The organism is Paenibacillus cymbidii, from assembly GCF_004764705.1.
GTDB classification, from domain to species: Bacteria; Bacillota; Bacilli; order Paenibacillales; family NBRC-103111; genus Paenibacillus_AN; species Paenibacillus_AN cymbidii.
Genome location: NZ_SHLX01000010.1, coordinates 220,275 through 237,948, shown reverse-complemented (window position 1 = coordinate 237,948; position 17,674 = coordinate 220,275). Strand labels below are relative to the sequence as shown.

Sequence of the window (17,674 nt, the reverse complement as noted above, 5' to 3'; positions counted from 1 at the left end):
AAAGAAGCGGGCGTATCCCCCGCTTCCGTAAAAGGCCATACCGCTAGCTCAGCCTTTCATCGCCCCGACAGTGAGGCCTTGCGTGAAATGCTTCTGGAAGTAGACGAACACCGCCAGCACCGGCAGCGTCGCGATGACGGCGCCCGCCATGCCGACGCCGTAGTTCGTTTCGGTTTCGATCGTCTTCTGCGCGATCTTGATGCCGAGCGGCAGCGTAAACAGCTTGCTCTCCGTCAGCACGATGAGCTGCCACACGTAGTCGTTCCACGTATTGACGAACGTGAAGATCGCCAGCACGGCCAGCCCCGGCATCGCCAGCGGCAGCATGATGCGGGCATAGATGCCGAACTCGCTGCAGCCGTCGATGCGGCCGGCTTCGATCAGCGCCGACGGCAGCGTCGCAATGAACTGTCGGATCAGGAACACGCCGAACGGCCAGGCAACGGCCGGCAGAATGACGCCGAAATACGTGTTCACCAGCTTGAAGTCGATCAGAATCTGGTAGAGCGGAATGAACAGCACCGCATGCGGCAGCGACATCGCCGAAACGATCAGAACGAACAGCGGCTTCGCCGATTTGAACCGGATTTTGGACAGCGCGTAGCCGGCCAGCGAGCTGCACAGCAGTACAAGAAATGTCGTCGCCAGCGTGACGATCAGGCTGTTGCCGAACCAGCGCCAGACCGGATAGTCGGTGAAAATGTGGCGGTAATTATCGAACGAAGGCGCGTGCGGATACCACTCCGGCGGAATCTGCATGGATACGCGCAAATTTTTGAACGAGCCGGACACCATCCAATAGAACGGCCACAGAAAAAACGCGGCGGCCAGCACAAGCAAGATATTGCCGATCCATTGCAGCGGACCTGTCTTTTGTCGCAAGCGTGCTCGCCTCCTAATACTCGATGTCCGACTTGAGCGCCCGGAATTGGACCAGCGCGATCAAGCCGATCAACACGCAGAGCACGATGCCCATTGCGTTCGCCATGCCGTAATTCAAATTGAAAAACGCCTCGCGGTAAATCAGCATCAGAATCGTCGTCGTTTTGTACGCCGGACCGCCGCCCGTAAGCAGCAGGATAATCGCAAACACCTGGAAGGCGCCGATCGTGCCGGTCACGATGACGTAGAGCAGGCTCGGCTTGAGCAACGGCAGCGAAATGCGGAAGAACGTGTCGCGCGGCTTCGCCCCGTCGATATAAGCCGATTCGTACAAATCTTTCGGAATGGCGTTAAGGCCTGCGCTCAGCACAACAAGCGAACCGCCCAGCGCCAGCGTAATCATGATCAGGGAGAGCGAAGAAACGCCGTATTGCGCGCCCAGCCAGTTGACCGGCTCGATCCCCATTTTTTTCAGCGTATAGTTGGCAATGCCGTACTGGTTGTTGTAAATGTACTCCCACACCATCGTCAAGCTGACAGCCGACGTGACGCCGGGAATATAAAAGGCCGCTTTGAAAAACGACTGCTTCCAGTGCGAAAGCCGGTTGATGCCGACAGCCAGCAGCAGCGCCACAATCGTTACGCACGGCACGATGATCACGACGAACAGCACGGTGTTTTTGATCGCCAGGAGAAACGTTTCGTTCCTGAAAATATCCACGTAATTGTCGAAGCCGGCCCAATAATACTTCGTATAGTCGAAAGCGTACAAGCTCATGCGAATCGCTTTCACGATCGGATAGAAAAGGAAGGTGACGAAAAACAACATCATCGGCAGCATAAACAGCCATCCCGTCACTTCTCTCCTAGCCGCCGCGTTCATCCGCCGGTACAATGCATTCATCGTCGCCCATTCCTTTGCTATTCAAGATTGCCTACCCGATTCCCGTCACTTGTTGTACTTCGCGATAATGTCGTTGTTTTTCTTCGCGATCGTGTCCAGCGTTTGCCGCGGCGTCGCCTGTTTGATGAACATCTTCTGCATTTCCGGGAACATTGCGGCGCGCATTTCGCTGAATCCTTTGACGCCATAGCCCGGATCGATAACCGGCCATTCGCCGCCTTTGGCAACCAGCTTCGCCATCCACTCCAGCTCTTTGTCGCCGGCCGTCCATTTGACGTCCTTGCCGAAGGCGTTGAAGTTTTTGAAGCCCTGGTACGGCAGCGTCGTTTCCGTGTACATCCAGGTCAGGAACTTTTTCGACCATTCGACCTTGACCGGATCCGAGCTTTTGAACACGGCGCCATTGCCGTATTCGATCTTCAGCGCCGACTTGCCGCCCATCGTCGACGGGAAGTTGACCAGCATCGGTTCGATCGGCTTGGTTGCCGTGCCGTCCGCAAGCGCCTGCAGGATCGAGATGTAAGTGGCGCCCGAAGCGACAAGCACGCCTTGTTTGCGCTGCTTGAAGTAGTCGCCGGCGTTAACCGCCGAGATCGTCTCCGGATGCGGCGTAACGACGCCTTCGTCAACGAGCGACTGGATGAATTTGAGCGCGTCTTCCGACTTGGTATCTTCGGCGGCGACATATTTGGTGTAGTCGTCGTTGAACAGCTTCGCGCCGAAGGAATAAATCATGTTGTTGTACAACTGGTCGCCCTGCTCGTTGAGCGCGAAGAAGGTGGCGCCGAACACGCCTTTGTCCTTGTTCGTCACGGCTTTCAGCGCGGCCTTGAACTGATCCGGCGTCCAGGTGCGGTATTCGTCCTGCGGCAGCAGGTTCGCCGCGTTCGCTTCCGTCCACAACGATTTGTTGATCATCAGCGTCACCGCGCTGGTCGGGTAAGGCATGACCATGATGTCGTCCTTGATCGCCGTCATTTTCATCAGCATCGCATTGCTCTTGAACTTGGCCAAATCGTCCTTCGGCAGCGCATCGTTCAGCGGTTCGATCGCGCCGAGCTGCGCCCACGGCAGAACGCGGCCGCCGTAGTCGAAAATGATGTTCGGCGTCGTTTTGGCCGCCATGGCTGCGGAAACCTTCTCGTTGATGCCTTCCCATGGAAGCGTTTCGGCCTTGATCTTGACGGTCGGATGCAGCTTGTTCCATTCCGGAATAAGCGCCGACGTAACCCAGTCATCCTTGTCGTTGTTGTTCAGCTTGAGCTGCGGCGGCATCCAGATTGTAAGCTCGGTCGTCGGATCCGGCTTCGCGGACGGTGCGGTTGACGCTCCTGCCGCCGTCGACGGCGCTGCCGAAGCTTTCGGACTCGGACTGCCGGCCGAATTGTTTTTGCTGCCGCTGCTGCAGCCCGCCACTGCTGTCGTGAGCGCTAGCGCTGCCAAGAGCGATGCCTGCGCTGCTTTTGTTTTGCCTGTTCTTTTCAACCCTGCCATGAATCGTTCGACCTCCCTGCGAGATTTGGCGGAACGTGTGAAAGCGCTGTCCCGATCCCGAAACTACCGTAGCACCCGGCGGCTCGCCGCATAAGGGCGAATTGGCAAGATGAACGGCGGGAGAGTCAAGATTTGCGGAAATCTGTAAGAATCAAAGTGTTTCCTAACAAAACACCCTCATCTTTACAACGCTTCGCTATGGCCTTGCCCGAGCTGCATGCCGATCTTGCGGTATTGGGACGGGGTAAGTCCCGTCTTCTCCTTGAACCAGACGCCAAAATAGTGCGAATCCATATAACCGACGGCGACGGCGATTTCCTTGATTTTCAGCGCCGTGCTGCGGAGTTGGTCTTTCGCCTTGCCGAGCCGAAGCTCGCTCAGAAACTCGCCGAAATTGACGCCCGTTTCTTTCTTGAACAGTTGGCTGAAATATACCGCGTGGAGCTCCACGGCGGCCGCGACGAACTCGGTGCTGAGGTCGGGGTTGTTGTACTCCCGTTCGATAATGGCAATCGCCCGCTGAATTTTGGCATTCATCGGCACTTGGGCGCGTTCGCGCATCGTGGTGATGAACACGGCGATGAGACGGTCCAGCTCGTTCATGTTTGCCTTGATCGAAGTCGGCTCCCGCACGCTGCCGGCGAGCGAACTGCTGCCGAACCAGTCCTCCGGCTGTTCGCCGTGCTTAAGCACGGTTTTGCACAGATGCGTATAAATCGTCTGGATGAAAATCATGATCGACGCCGGCTTGACTTTGCTTTCGACGACATAGGTCTCGAATTCCGCCAGCACGAGCCGGCACTTGTCCAGATCGGCCGTTTCGATGTAATGAAGCAGCCGGCTTTCGTACGTTTCCGGGTACGACACCTGCCACAGCTGCGAGTTGATATAGTTGAACCCGATGAGCTCCGCATGGTTGTACAGTCGGTACTGCATCAGCTGCTTCGCTTCCTCGAACGATTGTTTGACGAAAAACACTTCATCGTACTGGTTGCCGAAATAGGCGTGCACTTGCAGGCCGTCTTCATCGCGCCCGATCGCGCGCACCAGCTCGCCGACGATGCGCTGCGCCTCCTGCTCGCCTTCATTGAGGATCAGGCAGAACCGTTCCGCGGCAAGCTGGATATAGCAGAACGCTTCGATTGCGGCAAGCTTGGCCAGCTCGGCCTGCATTGCCGTTGCTATCGTTTCGTCCGTCCGCTCCACGTTGCCGCGTCCGCTGTCCAGAATGGCCACCTGAAAGAACGGGCGCTGCAGCGGCAGCCCGATATTCCGGTTCATCCGCTTGATTTCGCCGCCGCTGAGGTTGCCTTCGAGCAGCGAACGGATCAGCTTCTCCCGCTGCAGCGGCAGCGAATCGCGGATTCGTTCGACCATGTCGTTGAAGCTTTCCCCGAGCAGCCCGATTTCATCGCGCGAATGGGCGCGGAACGCCACGTCCAGGTTGCCGTTCTGCACTTCGCGGTGCAGCTTCGTCAGCTTCCGCAGCGGTTTGGCCATCGACCTTGCAATCAGCAGCGACAGCAGCGCAACGAGCGTAAACGTCACGACGAAGACGACCACCCAAATCCGGTTGATCGAACCGATGTCGTGAAACAGCTTCTTCTCTTCGAGCGCATACATGAACAGCCAGCCGGTCGACGGATGTTTTACATAGGTAATAATGTAGCGTTTGCCGTCCCTGACCTCGGCGTAGTGGCCTTCGTTCGCGGTAATCTCCCGGCTGTCCGCCTGCGTAATCGCGCCGCTTCTGCCCGTAATCAACGCGCCCTTGTCGTCGAGCAGGATGTAATCGCCCTCCGCCTGTTCGGTCGAATTGAAATAATTGTTCAGCAGCTCCGGCGAAATGGTGATGACCAGAAACCCGAGCGGCTGCAGCGTCGTTGTGCTGATAATCGGCCGGATCAGGCTGATCGTGTTCGACTCGTTGGCCCAATCGTTGATGAGCCAGTAGTTCGGCGTATTCTCCAGAATCGCCTGGCGGAACACGTCCTGCTTGGAAACGTTCTGCGCCAGCACCTGCGAGTACACTTTATCCGGCAGCAAGGTGAAGGAGAAATAGTTGTTGTAGTTGTCGATGATGGAAATCGAATTCAGGCCGATATTGTTGAGCTGCGTTTGCTTCAGCAGGTCGTTGATCTGGTTGTAGGCGGCAAGCCGTTCCGCCGAAGGCAGCTGGTTGACGTCGATCGAGAAGTAGCTTTGGATGCCCGGATTGTACACGATGGTCGAAGCGGCCGCGTCGACCGCCTTCAGGTAACTGTCCAGATTCGTTTGAAACGCTTTCAAATTGCGCAGCGCCGAACTGGTTTCTTTCTGGATCAGTATGTTTTTGTACATCATGACCGTAATCGAGGAAAAAATGGACAACGCCAGCAAACAAACGAACGAAAACGAAACGATCAGCTTAAAATGCAGCTTGAAATGGCGAAACGGCGAGGAGAACCGTCTCCGGCTTCCTTGCCGTTGTCCGTCCCCCCCGAAGCCGAAGCCGCTTCTGCGCCATATGTTCCGACCTGTCGAAAAAATCCGGTTTGCCATGCAATCCCCCCGTTTTTTCGTCTAGTTTCGGCTCTCTGCTCCTCCAAACGCCTTGTAATCGATTTGCTCGATCTTTATCTCTCCCGAGGCCGGCTCGAAGAACGGTTCGCCGCCGCGCACGCCTGCCGTTCCATACCCGCTTTCCGTACAAATGAAACTGCGGAAATCGCCCGACAAACCCGGTTCGATCGTCAAGGTGCGGGTCAGCGCGTCGTAACGGATGCCGGTCAACCCTTGCAGCAAGGCGTAGGAAGCCATCGCCCGCGCATACCAGTGGCCGCATTCGTATTCGTCGAACGGGTTGCGCAACCGGCCGTCGAACCGGTCGCGGCACGTGCGCACAATATCGAGCCCTTCCTCCGCGCAGCCGATCGCCATCAGGTGGGACGCCACCTGGTACTCGATGCCGGTCCATACTTCGTCGCTGTAGACGAACGGCAGCGACGGCTTGCCGCCGCGCGGCCAGGTGCAGATCAGCAGCCCGCCCTCGCGGCCGAGCGCGTAGCCGGAACGCTGCGGGTTCGCGTGATCGGACAAGTCGCGCCGCAAGTTGTGGCGATAGACGCTGAGCAGGTGGCTCCGGACTTGCGCCGGATCGACAATGTCGCCCAGTCCGCACATGCGGGCCATCCAGGCGCCGATGATCCCGTCGGACAAACAGCCGGTCGCGTACTGATACTTCGGTCCTTCCGTATGGAGCAGCTCGCGCGCTTCCGGCGAATAAGCGACTTCCCATACCGCCTTCACTTCCACGTCAAGCGGCGACGGCGACCTCAGCCCTTCCCAAACTACGCGCTGCTCGAAATAGTCGCCGTTGAACAGCTCGTTCTCCAGGTAAGCGCGGCCTTTTTCGTACAGCGTTTCGTAGGGCTGCGCCGGCTCGCCAAGCGCATGCGCCATGAGCGACGCCGCCTTCAGCGCACCGACGTACATCGAACAGCACATGCCGTCCGGTCCCCAAAATTCGATGTCGTACGTATTGTGATGCGGCTCGACAATTGTGCCCGTCCGGTCCGGGTCCCACGTCTCGATGCAATAGCCCAGGCTGCGCTCCACCTTCGGCCACATCGCCCGGAGCCAGCCGGTATCGCCGCCGATGCGCCATTCGCGGTACATCTTCATGATGCCGCCAAGCTGGCCGTCCGCCGCCGAATGCGTGTAGCGGCCCACAATCGGGCGAATCGGCAGCGGGATGCGGTACGTCTGAAAGCCGAGCTCATCCTGTCCTTCGTTGAACTCCGATTGGCGCAAGCTGCGCTCCAGCCCGGGGAACAAATGCGCAAACGCGTGGGCGTAATTCCATACATGCGTGCAGGAGCCGAAGCAGCTGCCTTCCTTGAGCGCAACGCCTTCCCAGCCCCACAGCCTGCCGTCGGTCTGGCGCATGACGGTCGGCGATTTGAGTATCGTCAAATTGGCCGCCGCGGCTTCCAGCACTTCGTCCGGAAGCGTAGAATCGAAGAAGCAGCGGGCAAACGTTTCCGTTGCGGTGCGAAGACTATCATATCGCTCCCGCCAGTCGGACGCCACTTGGAAAATATCCCTGTATTTGCCCGCGTACCAAGGCTGGTAATACTCGTCGCCGCTGGCGCGCGACGTTTCGTCGTCGAATTTCGCCTGGTCCGCTTCCCACGGATAGTCGAGCCGAAGGTTGCTGTCCGGCACGTGCCAGGCCAGCTGCAGGCGGATCGTTCGCGACTGTTTCGCTTCCAGCCGCAGCGGCAGGAACAGGCTCGCTCCCGGGCTGGGCATCCCTTCCGTCACCGGCGCGGATTCCGGCGCCGCCCCTTCCGCAATCGCTTTCCACAGCATCGAGCGGGCGTCGTAATACCCGCCGCGAAACCACGTGTGGTGCACCTTGACGCCGTCGTCGGCGATCGACGCGGCGAACGCGCCCCGCTCCCACGGCGCCCCTTCCGCCGGCGGCTGGTACAGGGCAAACCCTCCCGGCACCGGCAGCACTTGATGAGTGCCTCTGCCGGTATTCATGAAGTGCGAGGCATGGAACGAATACACCAGCTCAAGCGGCTCGTCGCTGTCGTTGTGCAGCGTATATTCGAGCGCGGCTACCGGCAAGCTCGAGTCGTCGGCATGCGGCGGCGTAAACGGGCTCCAGCCGGTAACGGTGGCGCGGATCGGCATGGCGGCGTCGGTCAGCTCGACGATGCCGAACGGGAACTTCGCCGCGAAGCTGCTTTCGGCAAACCGCGGCAAACCGAAATGTTTGCTTCCCCAGCCTTTCCCGTCGTTCGGCCAGTCGAACACTTTCCAGGCCGGCACGGCGCTCTCCAGCACTTTGGCGATGACGCCGCCGTTCTGCCGGACGCTAACCGCGGCGAACATCGTCGGCTCGTGAACCAGATCGGGAGCGTTCCGCAGCGACACGTGCGACAGCGCTCCCGTCCCTTCGAGGCATAACGAGCCCGCTCCGATTCCGCCGAGCGGGTAAGCGATTCTGGCGTTCCGCTCCTCGCGGTAGGTGCCGTTATAGCGGCGTGTGGTCATGGAAGCTCTCCCCCGGTATCAAAATCGTCATATAGTTGAAGCTACTCTTACTAGCATACCGGCCGGTCGCCTCATTCTCCAAGGTGAAATAATGAAGGAAAAGGGTGATTTTTCAAGGGTAGGGGTGAATTATTAAGGATCGGAGGGAACGCGGCGGAAGGAACTATCCCTGACAATGCGGGAACTGTTGAAGCTATCGACTGCAGTGCGCGGAAAAAATGTTATCGGGTTCGAAGGGAGACGAATCGAAAGAAGCCGAAACCGTGTCAGAGAAAATCATCCTGACCGTCCTTTCCGGCGTGGCGTGCGTGAGTGGCGGGCGCCTTTGGGCACGACAAGAGACGCCTTGGAGAGCGGATCGTCGTAAAATGCAAAAATGCCCTTAACTTTTGCCATATAGACTCGTTTGCTATGTTTAAGGGTAAATGTGCACTTAAATTCGACAATATAAACTAAATATTGGAAAACGGGCGGCAGTTAAGTGCATTTTTGCCGTTAAGCTGTGCCGAACAGTCGTCTGAAGCGAATTTAAGCGCTTGTTTGCACTTAAACGTAGGCGTTCTGGTTCTGGTTCGTTACTATTCACAGCCCCGAGAATTATATATGAAAAATCATATACAATTCCCTTCGAGGCGTCGAAATGGACGAATATGTATGAAAAATCGCATATAATTGGTCATTTGACACGTTTGGCGGCAATTATATATGAAAAATCATATATAATTGCCGGGCGATCCGGGCTGTGCCCTTCCTCCGCCGCACACCTGCCTCTTAAGTGGGGTTGTAAATAGTAATTCTGTTTCTCCTTCTGCTTTGGGTTCTGCTTTGGGTTCTGCTTTGGGTTCTGCTTTGGGTCAAGTATTAATTCTTTATCTTCAAAAAAAAGGCCGAACCCGCTGCAAAGCAGCAACGGTTCGGCCTTCTTCACGGCATCACCCTTTGAGCGAACCTGCCGTCATCTGCATGAACGATTTGTTGGCGAAAACGTAGGCGACGAGGATCGGCAGGATCGACAGGCAGGCGCCTGCCATCATATAGTGCGTTTGCGCGGCCGCCGACGCGCCGTAACGCAGGTTGGACAAGCCGACGGTAAGCGGCTGCAGCTTCGGCTGGCTCATCGTGAACACGAGCGGCATGATGTATTCGTTCCAGGCCGCCCGGAACGTAAACAGCGCCGATACCCCGAGCCCCGGCCCCAGCAAGGGCAGAATGATCCGCCAATACGTGCCCGGCATCGTGCAGCCGTCGATCTTGGCCGCTTCGTCCAGCTCCCGCGGAATCGCCCTGACGAAGCTGAACAGGATGAAGTACGTGGCGGCGTGGGCACTGACCAGCAAAATGACGACGCCCCACAGCGATGCTTGCAGGTGCAGCGCGACCATGAGCCGGAACTGCGGATGCAGCACCAGCGGACCGACCGAAATAAACATCGTCGCCGCCTGAACGAAGATGAACGCCTGTCTGCCCACGAACCGCAGCCGCTCCACACCGTAAGCGGCCATCGAGGCAACGAGCAGCGTCCCCGCGGTGGTGGTCACGCTGAGGAACAGGCTGTTCCACGTATACCGGGAAAAATTCGCGGTTTTCCACGCTTCCGCATAGTTGGAGAAGTGCCAGGCTTTCGGCAGGACGGTGGCGCCGGCGGTCAATTCGGCATTCGTCTTGAACGAACCGAGGAACGCCACGAGCACCGGAAACAACGTAAGCACCGCCATGACCAGCAAAAACATCCATAATCCAATCGTCCCCGGCCGCAAAAAGACGGGAACGACGACGCCTCGGGCGCCCGGCTTGCGCTTGTCTGCCATATCTTGCTGCATAATCGATTCCTCCAAAAACGGATTGCAGGGGTCCGTGCATGTTCAAAAAGCCGGTTACATGATGCGATTCAATTTGCGGGACAAATAGAAGTACAGCACGGTTACGCATCCGACGATCATCGCCGTGACGAAACCAACTGCGCTGCCGTAGCCGATCTGCTGCTCGAGCACCGTGCTGGCCGACGGCGTCGGGAACAAGAGCCGGTACAAGTACAGGAACATCACTTCGGTTTTGCCGATCGGCCCACCGTCGGTCAGCACCATGATGCTTTCATAGCTTTTCAGCGAGTTGATGATCGCCAGCATGATGACCATCTGCAGCACCGGACCGAGCATCGGCACCGTGATGTACCAGAACTTCTGCACCGAACCCGCGCCGTCCAGCTCCGCGCTTTCCATCACATCGTTCGGAATGTTCTGCAGCCCGGCGATGAACAAAATCATGTAATTGCCGACCGCCCCCCATACCGCGATCAAAATCGCCGTCAGCATGGCGTATTTGGGCCCGAGCCATTCGATGCCTTTGGACGTCACGCCGAGCTTGATCAGGAACTGGTTCAGAATGCCGTTGTACGAGTTGAACACGATGAAGAACACGACGGATATGACCGCGGAGCTGATAATCGTCGGCAGAAAATAAATCGCCCGCAGCAGCTGCCGCCCTTTGATCGCACGGTTGAGAATAACGGCCAGAATGAGCGACAGCGGCAGCGTCAGCAGCAGCTTCCCGCCGGCGTACACAAACGTATGGACGACGGATTGCCACAGCAGATGATCGGTCGACAGCGTGCGGAAGTTGTCCAGTCCGACGAAGCGGGGCGTTCCATACCCTTTATAATCGTAAAACATGTAGCGGAACACCCAGAAGATCGGATATACCGTAAATACGAGCGTCAAAAGAAGACTGGGCAAGGTGAAAAACGCGCCCGCGGCATTCGTTCTCCATTGTTTCATCGATTCCACGAACCTTTCCCCGAAATGAGACGAAGGGCCAGAAGCCGCTTCTGACCCTTCGCCCTGCCGGTCTATACTGCTTCTACCACATTAGAATTTACTTCACATACATGTTCTGCAAGTTTTTCGGATCGAAGCTTGGATCAGGCTTGACGTCCACTTCCTTGGCCGCGATCGCCTTGTCGAGCGCTTCGTTGTACCGCTTGTTCAGATCCGCGATCATCTTGTCCAGGTCGCCGCCTTGCAGCATGTACTTGAAGAACTCGTCCTGGTATTTGGCGCCTTGTACGGCCACGGTCGGCTGAATCGGCCACGCGCCGTCGTACTTGGTCGGTTTGAACCCTTCGATCCCCGCGATATCCGCGTTTTTCGCCTTGCTCAGCACCGACGACACCATCGTCAAGCCGAAGCCCTTTTCGTGATAGTCGGTCAAAATTTGATCGCCGTACATAAATTTCAGGAACTTGGCGGCTTCTTCTTTATGCTTCGACTGTTTGCTGATGCTCAGCCACTGGCCGCCAAGGAAGCCGGAGGCGCCGCGTACGGTTCCGTCGTACGTAGGCACCTGCGCCGCCGCCCAGCGGATTTTGGCCGGAAACTGGTTCTTGTATACGCCCGGCTCGGAAGAGAAGGAAATGTACATCCCGATCTTGCCTTCGGCAAACTGGGCGCGCAGCGGGTCGATGTCGAGCGATTCCATGCCCGGCAAGGTGCTGCCGTCGGTATACATCTGCCGGAACGCTTCGACAACGGGCTTGAAGCCGCTGACGTCAAACCGGCCGGTTTTGAAATCGAAGCCGAAGCCGCCGTAGCCGTTAAGCTCGGCGATGGCGCGCCCCGAACGATCGAAGGCGCTGGCCGGGCTTTTGAAGTTGAGCGCGAAGCCGTAAGCGCCGTCCGCCTTGCCGACAGCCGTCAGCTTCTTCGCCGTTTCGACCATTTCCTGCAGCGTGGCTGGCGGGTTTTTGATCCCGGCCTTCTCGAACAGGTCGACATTGTACACAAGCCGCATCGTATAGCCGTAGTTGGGGAAGCTGTACCATTTGCCGTCAAACACGTTCAAATCCTTCAGCTGCGTAAACTTGCTCTTGAAGGCGTCGTCAAAGTAGCTGTCGAGCGGCTCCATGTAGCCTTTTTTGTAGAACGTCTGGATCGTATTCTCCTTGGTGCGGAAAATGTCCGGCGACTGCGCGGAGGCAAACGCGAGATCGATCGCCTGGTTGTACTCTTCCGTCTTGACGACGTAATCGATTTCAATGTTCGGGTTTTCGGCTTGAAACTTGGCGATCTGTTCCTTCGTGTAGTCGATGTCCGTACGGTCGACCGACCAGAACGACAGCTTCACCTTGTCTTTCGAATTGCCGCTTGCCGCCGCGGATGCGCTCGGGCTTGCGCCGCTGCCGCCGTCTTTGCCGCCGCTGCTGCCGCAAGCGGCCAGCGCCAGCGTCATTACAACGCTCAGTCCCATAACCCCGATCTTTTTCCTCATGTCGAAATCCTCCCTTGTTGTCACCCACGCCACGAGCTGTTCGTGCGGGCCCCCTGAAGATTTGCTGCTTTCCCGTCCAGTATGAAGCCTGGGACAACGCCTGTACATGTGGCATGACCAACATCAAGGGCAACAAAACAGCTAAGTTGGTTTCTCATCACGAAGCTGTTTAGGCCTTGCCCAAATAAGCTTGCCGGAATTCCGACGGCGTCAGGCCGGTCGTCTTCTTGAACACTTCGCTGAAGTAGCGCCGGTGCTCGTAGCCGAGCGCGTCGGCGATTTCCTGCACCTGAAAGTCTTCGATCAGCATCTGTTTGGCCCGCTCGATTCGCTCGTGGGTCGCGTATTGCTGCACCGTCATGCCGGCGATTTTTTTGAACACGTTGGCAAAATAGCCCGCGCTGAGATTCGCATGCCGAGCGCACATCTCGACCGTAAGCGCCTGTCCCAGGTTGCCGCGGATATATTGCATCGCCTGCCGGACGATCAGCTCCGACTCGCTCGACCGCTGCATTTCGACCCATTCGCAGCCCTTGCGGCAAATGTCGCCCAGCAGTTGCCGCAGCTCGTGCATCGTCGGCTCCGCCGCCTTGTTCTCGCGCACGCGCCGCTCCAGCTCCCTGACTTGTTCGTCGGGCAGCTTCTCCAGCAGCACCCTAAGCATCATGAACGCCAGCTCGTAACAAACGCTGATGACGTAATCGGGCTTCGGCGTGCCGGCGAACAAATCGTCCAGCAGCTGCGCAAGCTGCTCCAGGCTTTTTTCGCGGTTCCCGGAACGCAAGGCGAACAGCAGCTCCTGGGCGGCCGCGGCCGTGAAGCGCGGCTCCTTGTCGACGCCGGCGATATGGGCGTAGCTGAATGCGCCGTTGCCTCCGGAGTAGAAGTGATAGGAGAACGCCTGCAGCGCCTGTTCGTACGATTCCGGCAGCCGGCTCGGATCGTCGGCGATCAGGCCGATGCCGATCGAGATGGTGAAACGCGTATACTGCGCGATGTGGGCGCAGCAGCGGTCGGCGATTCGGCCCGCCAGCTGCGGGTCGTCGCAATTGAGGATGCAGATGTGGCGCTTGTCCGCCTCGCGGAAAACGACGCCCTGCGTATACGACTGGATCGTTTCCTCAAGAATGTTCTGCAGCGCGAACCGGTTCAGCTCCACTTCGTGGGTCGACAGCGCCGCGGCGCCGCCTTCGAACCGATCGATCTCCACGATCATGACCACAAGCCGGCGCGGTTCGAGCGGAATGTGAAAATAACGCCAACGTCTTTCCGCCTGCGCGGCGTCCGTACGATGGTGAACGAGCGTGCTCAAATATTCCTGCCGCAGCAGGGGCATACTCAACATCAGCCGTTTCTCCATTTCGTGAACCTGGGTGATGCTGCGCCGTTCCTCTTCCCACGCCTCCTTGGCTTTTACCACCACTTTGACGATTTCCGCGCGCGAGAACGGCTTTTTCAGGAAATCGAACGCACCGAGCCGAATCGCCTGCTGCGCGTATTCGAAATCGGTGTAGCCGCTCAAAATAATCACTTTGCAATGCGGATCAAGCTGCAAAATGCGGGCGGTCATCTCCATCCCGTCCATCTTCGGCATGCGGATATCCGTGAGCACGATATCCGGCCTCACTTCCTCGACAAGCCGCAGTCCGTCCACGCCGCTCCCCGCCGTACCGGCGATCTCGATCCCGTAAGACGCCCAATCGGTGCGGCTCGCGATCATTTCGACGACGCTGCTGACATCGTCGATCACGCACAAGCGTATGAGCCGTTCATTCATTCGTTGCTCCTCCTTCCGTTGCCGGCAGCCGCAGCACCACTTCCGCGCCGCGCCCCGGCTCGCTGTACAACTCCATCCGCGCCTGCCCGCCGTAATACAGCTGCAGCCGGTGCGCGATGTTGCGCAGGGCGTACCCTTTTTGGCCGGTGGCGGCGTGACGCATCTGGCGTTCGACCTCCTCCACGTTCATGCCGCTGCCGTTGTCCTTAACCGAAAGCACGAGCTGCCCCGCCTCCGTCCGGATGGCGATGTCGATGCGCCCGCCGCTGTCGATTTCCCGGAAGCCGTGGAGAATGGCGTTTTCGACAAGCGGCTGCAGCAAAATTTTCAGCACGATCGACGACGGGTCGACTTCGCTGCCGATTTCGAGGCGGTAGTCGAACAGCGTGTCGTAGCATTTCTGCTGGATCGCCAAATACATTTTCATATGGGTAATTTCGTCCTCCAGCGTCACCCAGTCGCGGCCGTTGCTCAGGCCGAGCTGGAACATCTGGGCAAGCGAAAGAATCATCTCGCTCGCGTCTTCATTCGCGCCAAGCTCCGATTTGCAATAAATCGTATTCAGCGTATTGTACAAAAAATGCGGGTCCATCTGCGCGGTCAGCGCTTTGATCTCCGCCTTCCGTTTCTCCGTTTCGCCGTCAGTGACGTCCTGAATCAACCGTTTGATTTCGTCGAGCATCCGATTGAAGCGCAGCCCGACCTGGGCCACCTCGTCCCGGTAACGGCTGGTGAAACGCACGTCAAGGTCGTTGTGCGGGGCGCGTTTCATCAGCTCCTGCAGCTTGTACAGCGGCTTAAGCAGCAGTCTCGTCAGCCCGCTCGACACGAACAGCGACAGCAGCAGGCAGCCGAACAAGGCGTACAGCGTCGAACGTTTGATGCCGTTGACTTGCGCGAGCAGGCGCTCCTTGGATTGGATCCCCACCAGAATCCAGTTTTCGCCCACTTCCATGTTCGCGTAGTTGACGAGCGACTGTTCGCCGCCGAGCGGATAGAAGAAGTGGCCGGTTTGGTCCCTGCGCAGCCGATCGAGGAAAGAAGCGCGCCAACCGGCGTCGGTAGCCGCGTAGAGCGGCAATCGAACGACTTCCTGCCCTTCTCCGTCGATGAACATGTAGTCCAGCAACGTTTCGGCCTTGTTCTGGCTGTCCGTAATGAGCCGGTACAAGTCGTTCTCCTTGATATTGACGATCAGATAGACATCATAATCCTGGTTCGGGATTTCCCCGATCGTATTCAGCACGAGCGATATGACCTGCTCCCGGCCGGTGAAGAAAGCGTCTTCATGGCGCGGCACCCAGAACGGCCGTTTTTCGATTTTGGCTTGCCGGTACATATCGCTATCGTAGAACGGCTGGTTCGTCGCACGAATCGAAGTTGTCGGATAGAAATCGCCGATCGGAGTGGCGATCAGCATCGATTGAATGTAAACATCGTAGAACTGGAATTGCGAAAATACTTTCTGCATCGCCGTCAAATGCTGGTAGTAACGGCTCGTATCCGCCGATGCGACATCCTTCATCATCTCTTTGAACGGTTCGCTGATCGTCAGCGACATCATGGAAACCGTAATGTTGCGCAGCCGCTGGTCGACGACCTGGGCCGTCCGGTTGATCGTATCCTCGCTCAGTTGGAATGCGTTGCGCTGCACGACCCTGGCGGCGATCAAATACGAGATCGTCCCGTTCGCGCTGACGGCCAGCGTGATGAGCAGCAGGAACGCCAGCCAAACCCGGCTGCGAAACGACAACCCGTAAAACCATGCTCTCGGCCGCATCGCCATCGCCTTGCTCCGCCGTTTCACCAGCATCTCCCCCGTCTACGCACGCAGTTCATGCCATAATATATGAATTTCCGGTTTTCGTCCAGATTATGAAAAAACCCGAGCGACAGCCTATCCACTCGAGTATTTCGATAACACCGGCGTATTTGGCCTCTTTCTTGTTCGCCTGCCGGCGATTAGACAAAATATAGTACAATGGAACAAACATATCGAACGGAACCCGGATGCAGCCCTCTCGCCCCCTCTGTGCCAACGCGGGCGTTCTGCCCTCCGCCAACCCACCCATTTGCTACGCCGCCGCTCCTCTCCGATGAAGCGTTTTGCAAATAGGCCATGTTTTATTGCCTATTTCGCCAAAAACGGGCAGCCGCTCCAGAATAGCCAGTGAAATCACTGGCCATTTCGGCTAAAAGGCCCGATTGGGGACCTGGCAGAGCAAATAAGCCATGTTTTCACTGGCTATTTCCTACGAGGCGGGCCAAATCGGGCAAATAAGCCATTTTTCATAGGCTATTTTTCGTTACCCGACCCGGCATGAGAAAATAGAGATCGTTATGATGGCGACAATGCCGAAAACCCGCATCTCGCGATGCGGGTTTGCTGTCTTCCGGGCTTGTCCGCTTACAGCACGCGGCGAGCGGTGATGTAGTGCGAGCTCCACCAGCTCGAGCTCAGGCTGGAGTACATGACGCCCGGCTTGCCGTACGTGTGGATGAACTTGCCGTTGCCGGCGTAAATGCCGACGTGGGCGATTTTGCCTTTCGAGGACGGCGTCGAGAAGAAGACGAGGTCGCCTTTCTTCAGGTTGCTGCGGGAAACGAAAGTGCCTTTGCCCGACTGCGCTTTCGAGGTGCGCGGCAGCGATACGCCGTATTTTTTGAACACATATTGGGTAAAAGAAGAACAGTCGAAATTGCGCGTTTGCCCGGAGGCGGCGCCGAACTTGTACGGAGTGCCGAGATATTTGGCCGCGGTCGACAGCACGCTGTCCGCGCGGGAAGCAGCTTCAACGGTATGCGTGGATGCGGGTGCGACGATCATGCTGCCGGTGAGCGCAATCGCGAAGCTCAGGCTGACGGCGACGAACGATTTCAGCAAACGTTTGGACAAGCGAATGTGCAGGTTCATGATGTTCCTCCTCGGTAGTAGGCGATAAGATGATCGACCATCTGCCACCGAGTATAACACGGAAAAAAATGCCCTCATTTACCAGTGAATGCGCTATCGCGCGCCTCCCAACGGGTTGCGCCGTTTTCTGAGAAATCCGTGAGAATTTCCTCATCGTATTTTTATTGTAAAAATGGTTTTAAATTCACTTCCAATCTAAAGGTTGGGAATTGCTCCAATGGATTGATGACATTTGTGTGAAAACCGGCAGATTGCCCTGCGAACATGCTACAATAGCGGTAAATCGCTTGATTGAAGGGGGATGTGCCATGTACGGCGCCGTTATTGCGTGTTCGTTCCTCGTCATCGCCATCGTTTCCGCATTAACGTTCTACGTAACGAAAAAAGCCTACTC

Annotated in this window: 12 protein-coding genes; all 12 read right to left on the bottom strand. The window is 57.3% G+C overall.

The window, feature by feature from the left end:
* Nucleotides 1–48 precede the first annotated feature (48 nt).
* The 12 genes from EXY20_RS15990 to EXY20_RS15935 all read right to left on the bottom strand — a co-directional run bounded on the left by EXY20_RS15990 (nucleotide 49) and on the right by EXY20_RS15935 (nucleotide 17,280).
* Complete coding sequence (locus tag EXY20_RS15990) at nucleotides 49–882, bottom strand: carbohydrate ABC transporter permease (protein WP_235885975.1); 834 nt, start codon at nucleotides 880–882, stop codon at nucleotides 49–51.
* Nucleotides 883–895: 13 nt separating this feature from the next.
* Complete coding sequence (locus EXY20_RS15985) at nucleotides 896–1,786, bottom strand: carbohydrate ABC transporter permease (RefSeq protein ID WP_135552849.1); 891 nt, start codon at nucleotides 1,784–1,786, stop codon at nucleotides 896–898.
* Between the two features lie 45 nt (nucleotides 1,787–1,831).
* Nucleotides 1,832–3,280, bottom strand: coding sequence for an ABC transporter substrate-binding protein (locus tag EXY20_RS15980; RefSeq protein ID WP_135552847.1), 1,449 nt, complete (start codon nucleotides 3,278–3,280; stop codon nucleotides 1,832–1,834).
* Between the two features lie 183 nt (nucleotides 3,281–3,463).
* Nucleotides 3,464–5,821 carry a helix-turn-helix domain-containing protein gene (locus EXY20_RS15975; protein ID WP_135552845.1) on the bottom strand — a complete coding sequence of 786 codons (2,358 nt, stop codon included), beginning with the start codon at nucleotides 5,819–5,821 and terminating at the stop codon, nucleotides 3,464–3,466.
* Between the two features lie 21 nt (nucleotides 5,822–5,842).
* Nucleotides 5,843–8,326 carry a GH116 family glycosyl hydrolase gene (locus EXY20_RS15970; RefSeq protein ID WP_135552843.1) on the bottom strand — a complete coding sequence of 828 codons (2,484 nt, stop codon included), beginning with the start codon at nucleotides 8,324–8,326 and terminating at the stop codon, nucleotides 5,843–5,845.
* Nucleotides 8,327–9,002: 676 nt separating this feature from the next.
* Nucleotides 9,003–9,254: a hypothetical protein gene (locus EXY20_RS15965; protein WP_135552841.1), complete on the bottom strand. Its 252-nt coding sequence runs from the start codon at nucleotides 9,252–9,254 to the stop codon at nucleotides 9,003–9,005.
* 4 nt (nucleotides 9,255–9,258) lie between these two features.
* Nucleotides 9,259–10,056: a carbohydrate ABC transporter permease gene (locus EXY20_RS15960; protein ID WP_235886020.1), complete on the bottom strand. Its 798-nt coding sequence runs from the start codon at nucleotides 10,054–10,056 to the stop codon at nucleotides 9,259–9,261.
* A 144-nt stretch (nucleotides 10,057–10,200) separates the two neighbouring features.
* Entirely contained in the window at nucleotides 10,201–11,100 is a 900-nt protein-coding gene (locus EXY20_RS15955) for a carbohydrate ABC transporter permease (RefSeq protein WP_135552960.1), read from the bottom strand.
* 97 nt (nucleotides 11,101–11,197) lie between these two features.
* Nucleotides 11,198–12,589 carry an ABC transporter substrate-binding protein gene (locus EXY20_RS15950; protein WP_135552839.1) on the bottom strand — a complete coding sequence of 464 codons (1,392 nt, stop codon included), beginning with the start codon at nucleotides 12,587–12,589 and terminating at the stop codon, nucleotides 11,198–11,200.
* 169 nt (nucleotides 12,590–12,758) lie between these two features.
* On the bottom strand, nucleotides 12,759–14,366 hold the full coding sequence (locus EXY20_RS15945; RefSeq protein WP_135552837.1) for a response regulator: 1,608 nt from the start codon (nucleotides 14,364–14,366) through the stop codon (nucleotides 12,759–12,761).
* Nucleotides 14,359–16,173, bottom strand: coding sequence for a sensor histidine kinase (locus EXY20_RS15940; RefSeq protein WP_235885974.1), 1,815 nt, complete (start codon nucleotides 16,171–16,173; stop codon nucleotides 14,359–14,361). Before EXY20_RS15940 ends, EXY20_RS15945 begins: the two co-directional genes overlap by 8 nt.
* Before the next feature lie 600 nt (nucleotides 16,174–16,773).
* Nucleotides 16,774–17,280 carry a C40 family peptidase gene (locus tag EXY20_RS15935; RefSeq protein ID WP_167859274.1) on the bottom strand — a complete coding sequence of 169 codons (507 nt, stop codon included), beginning with the start codon at nucleotides 17,278–17,280 and terminating at the stop codon, nucleotides 16,774–16,776.
* Nucleotides 17,281–17,674: the final 394 nt, after the last annotated feature.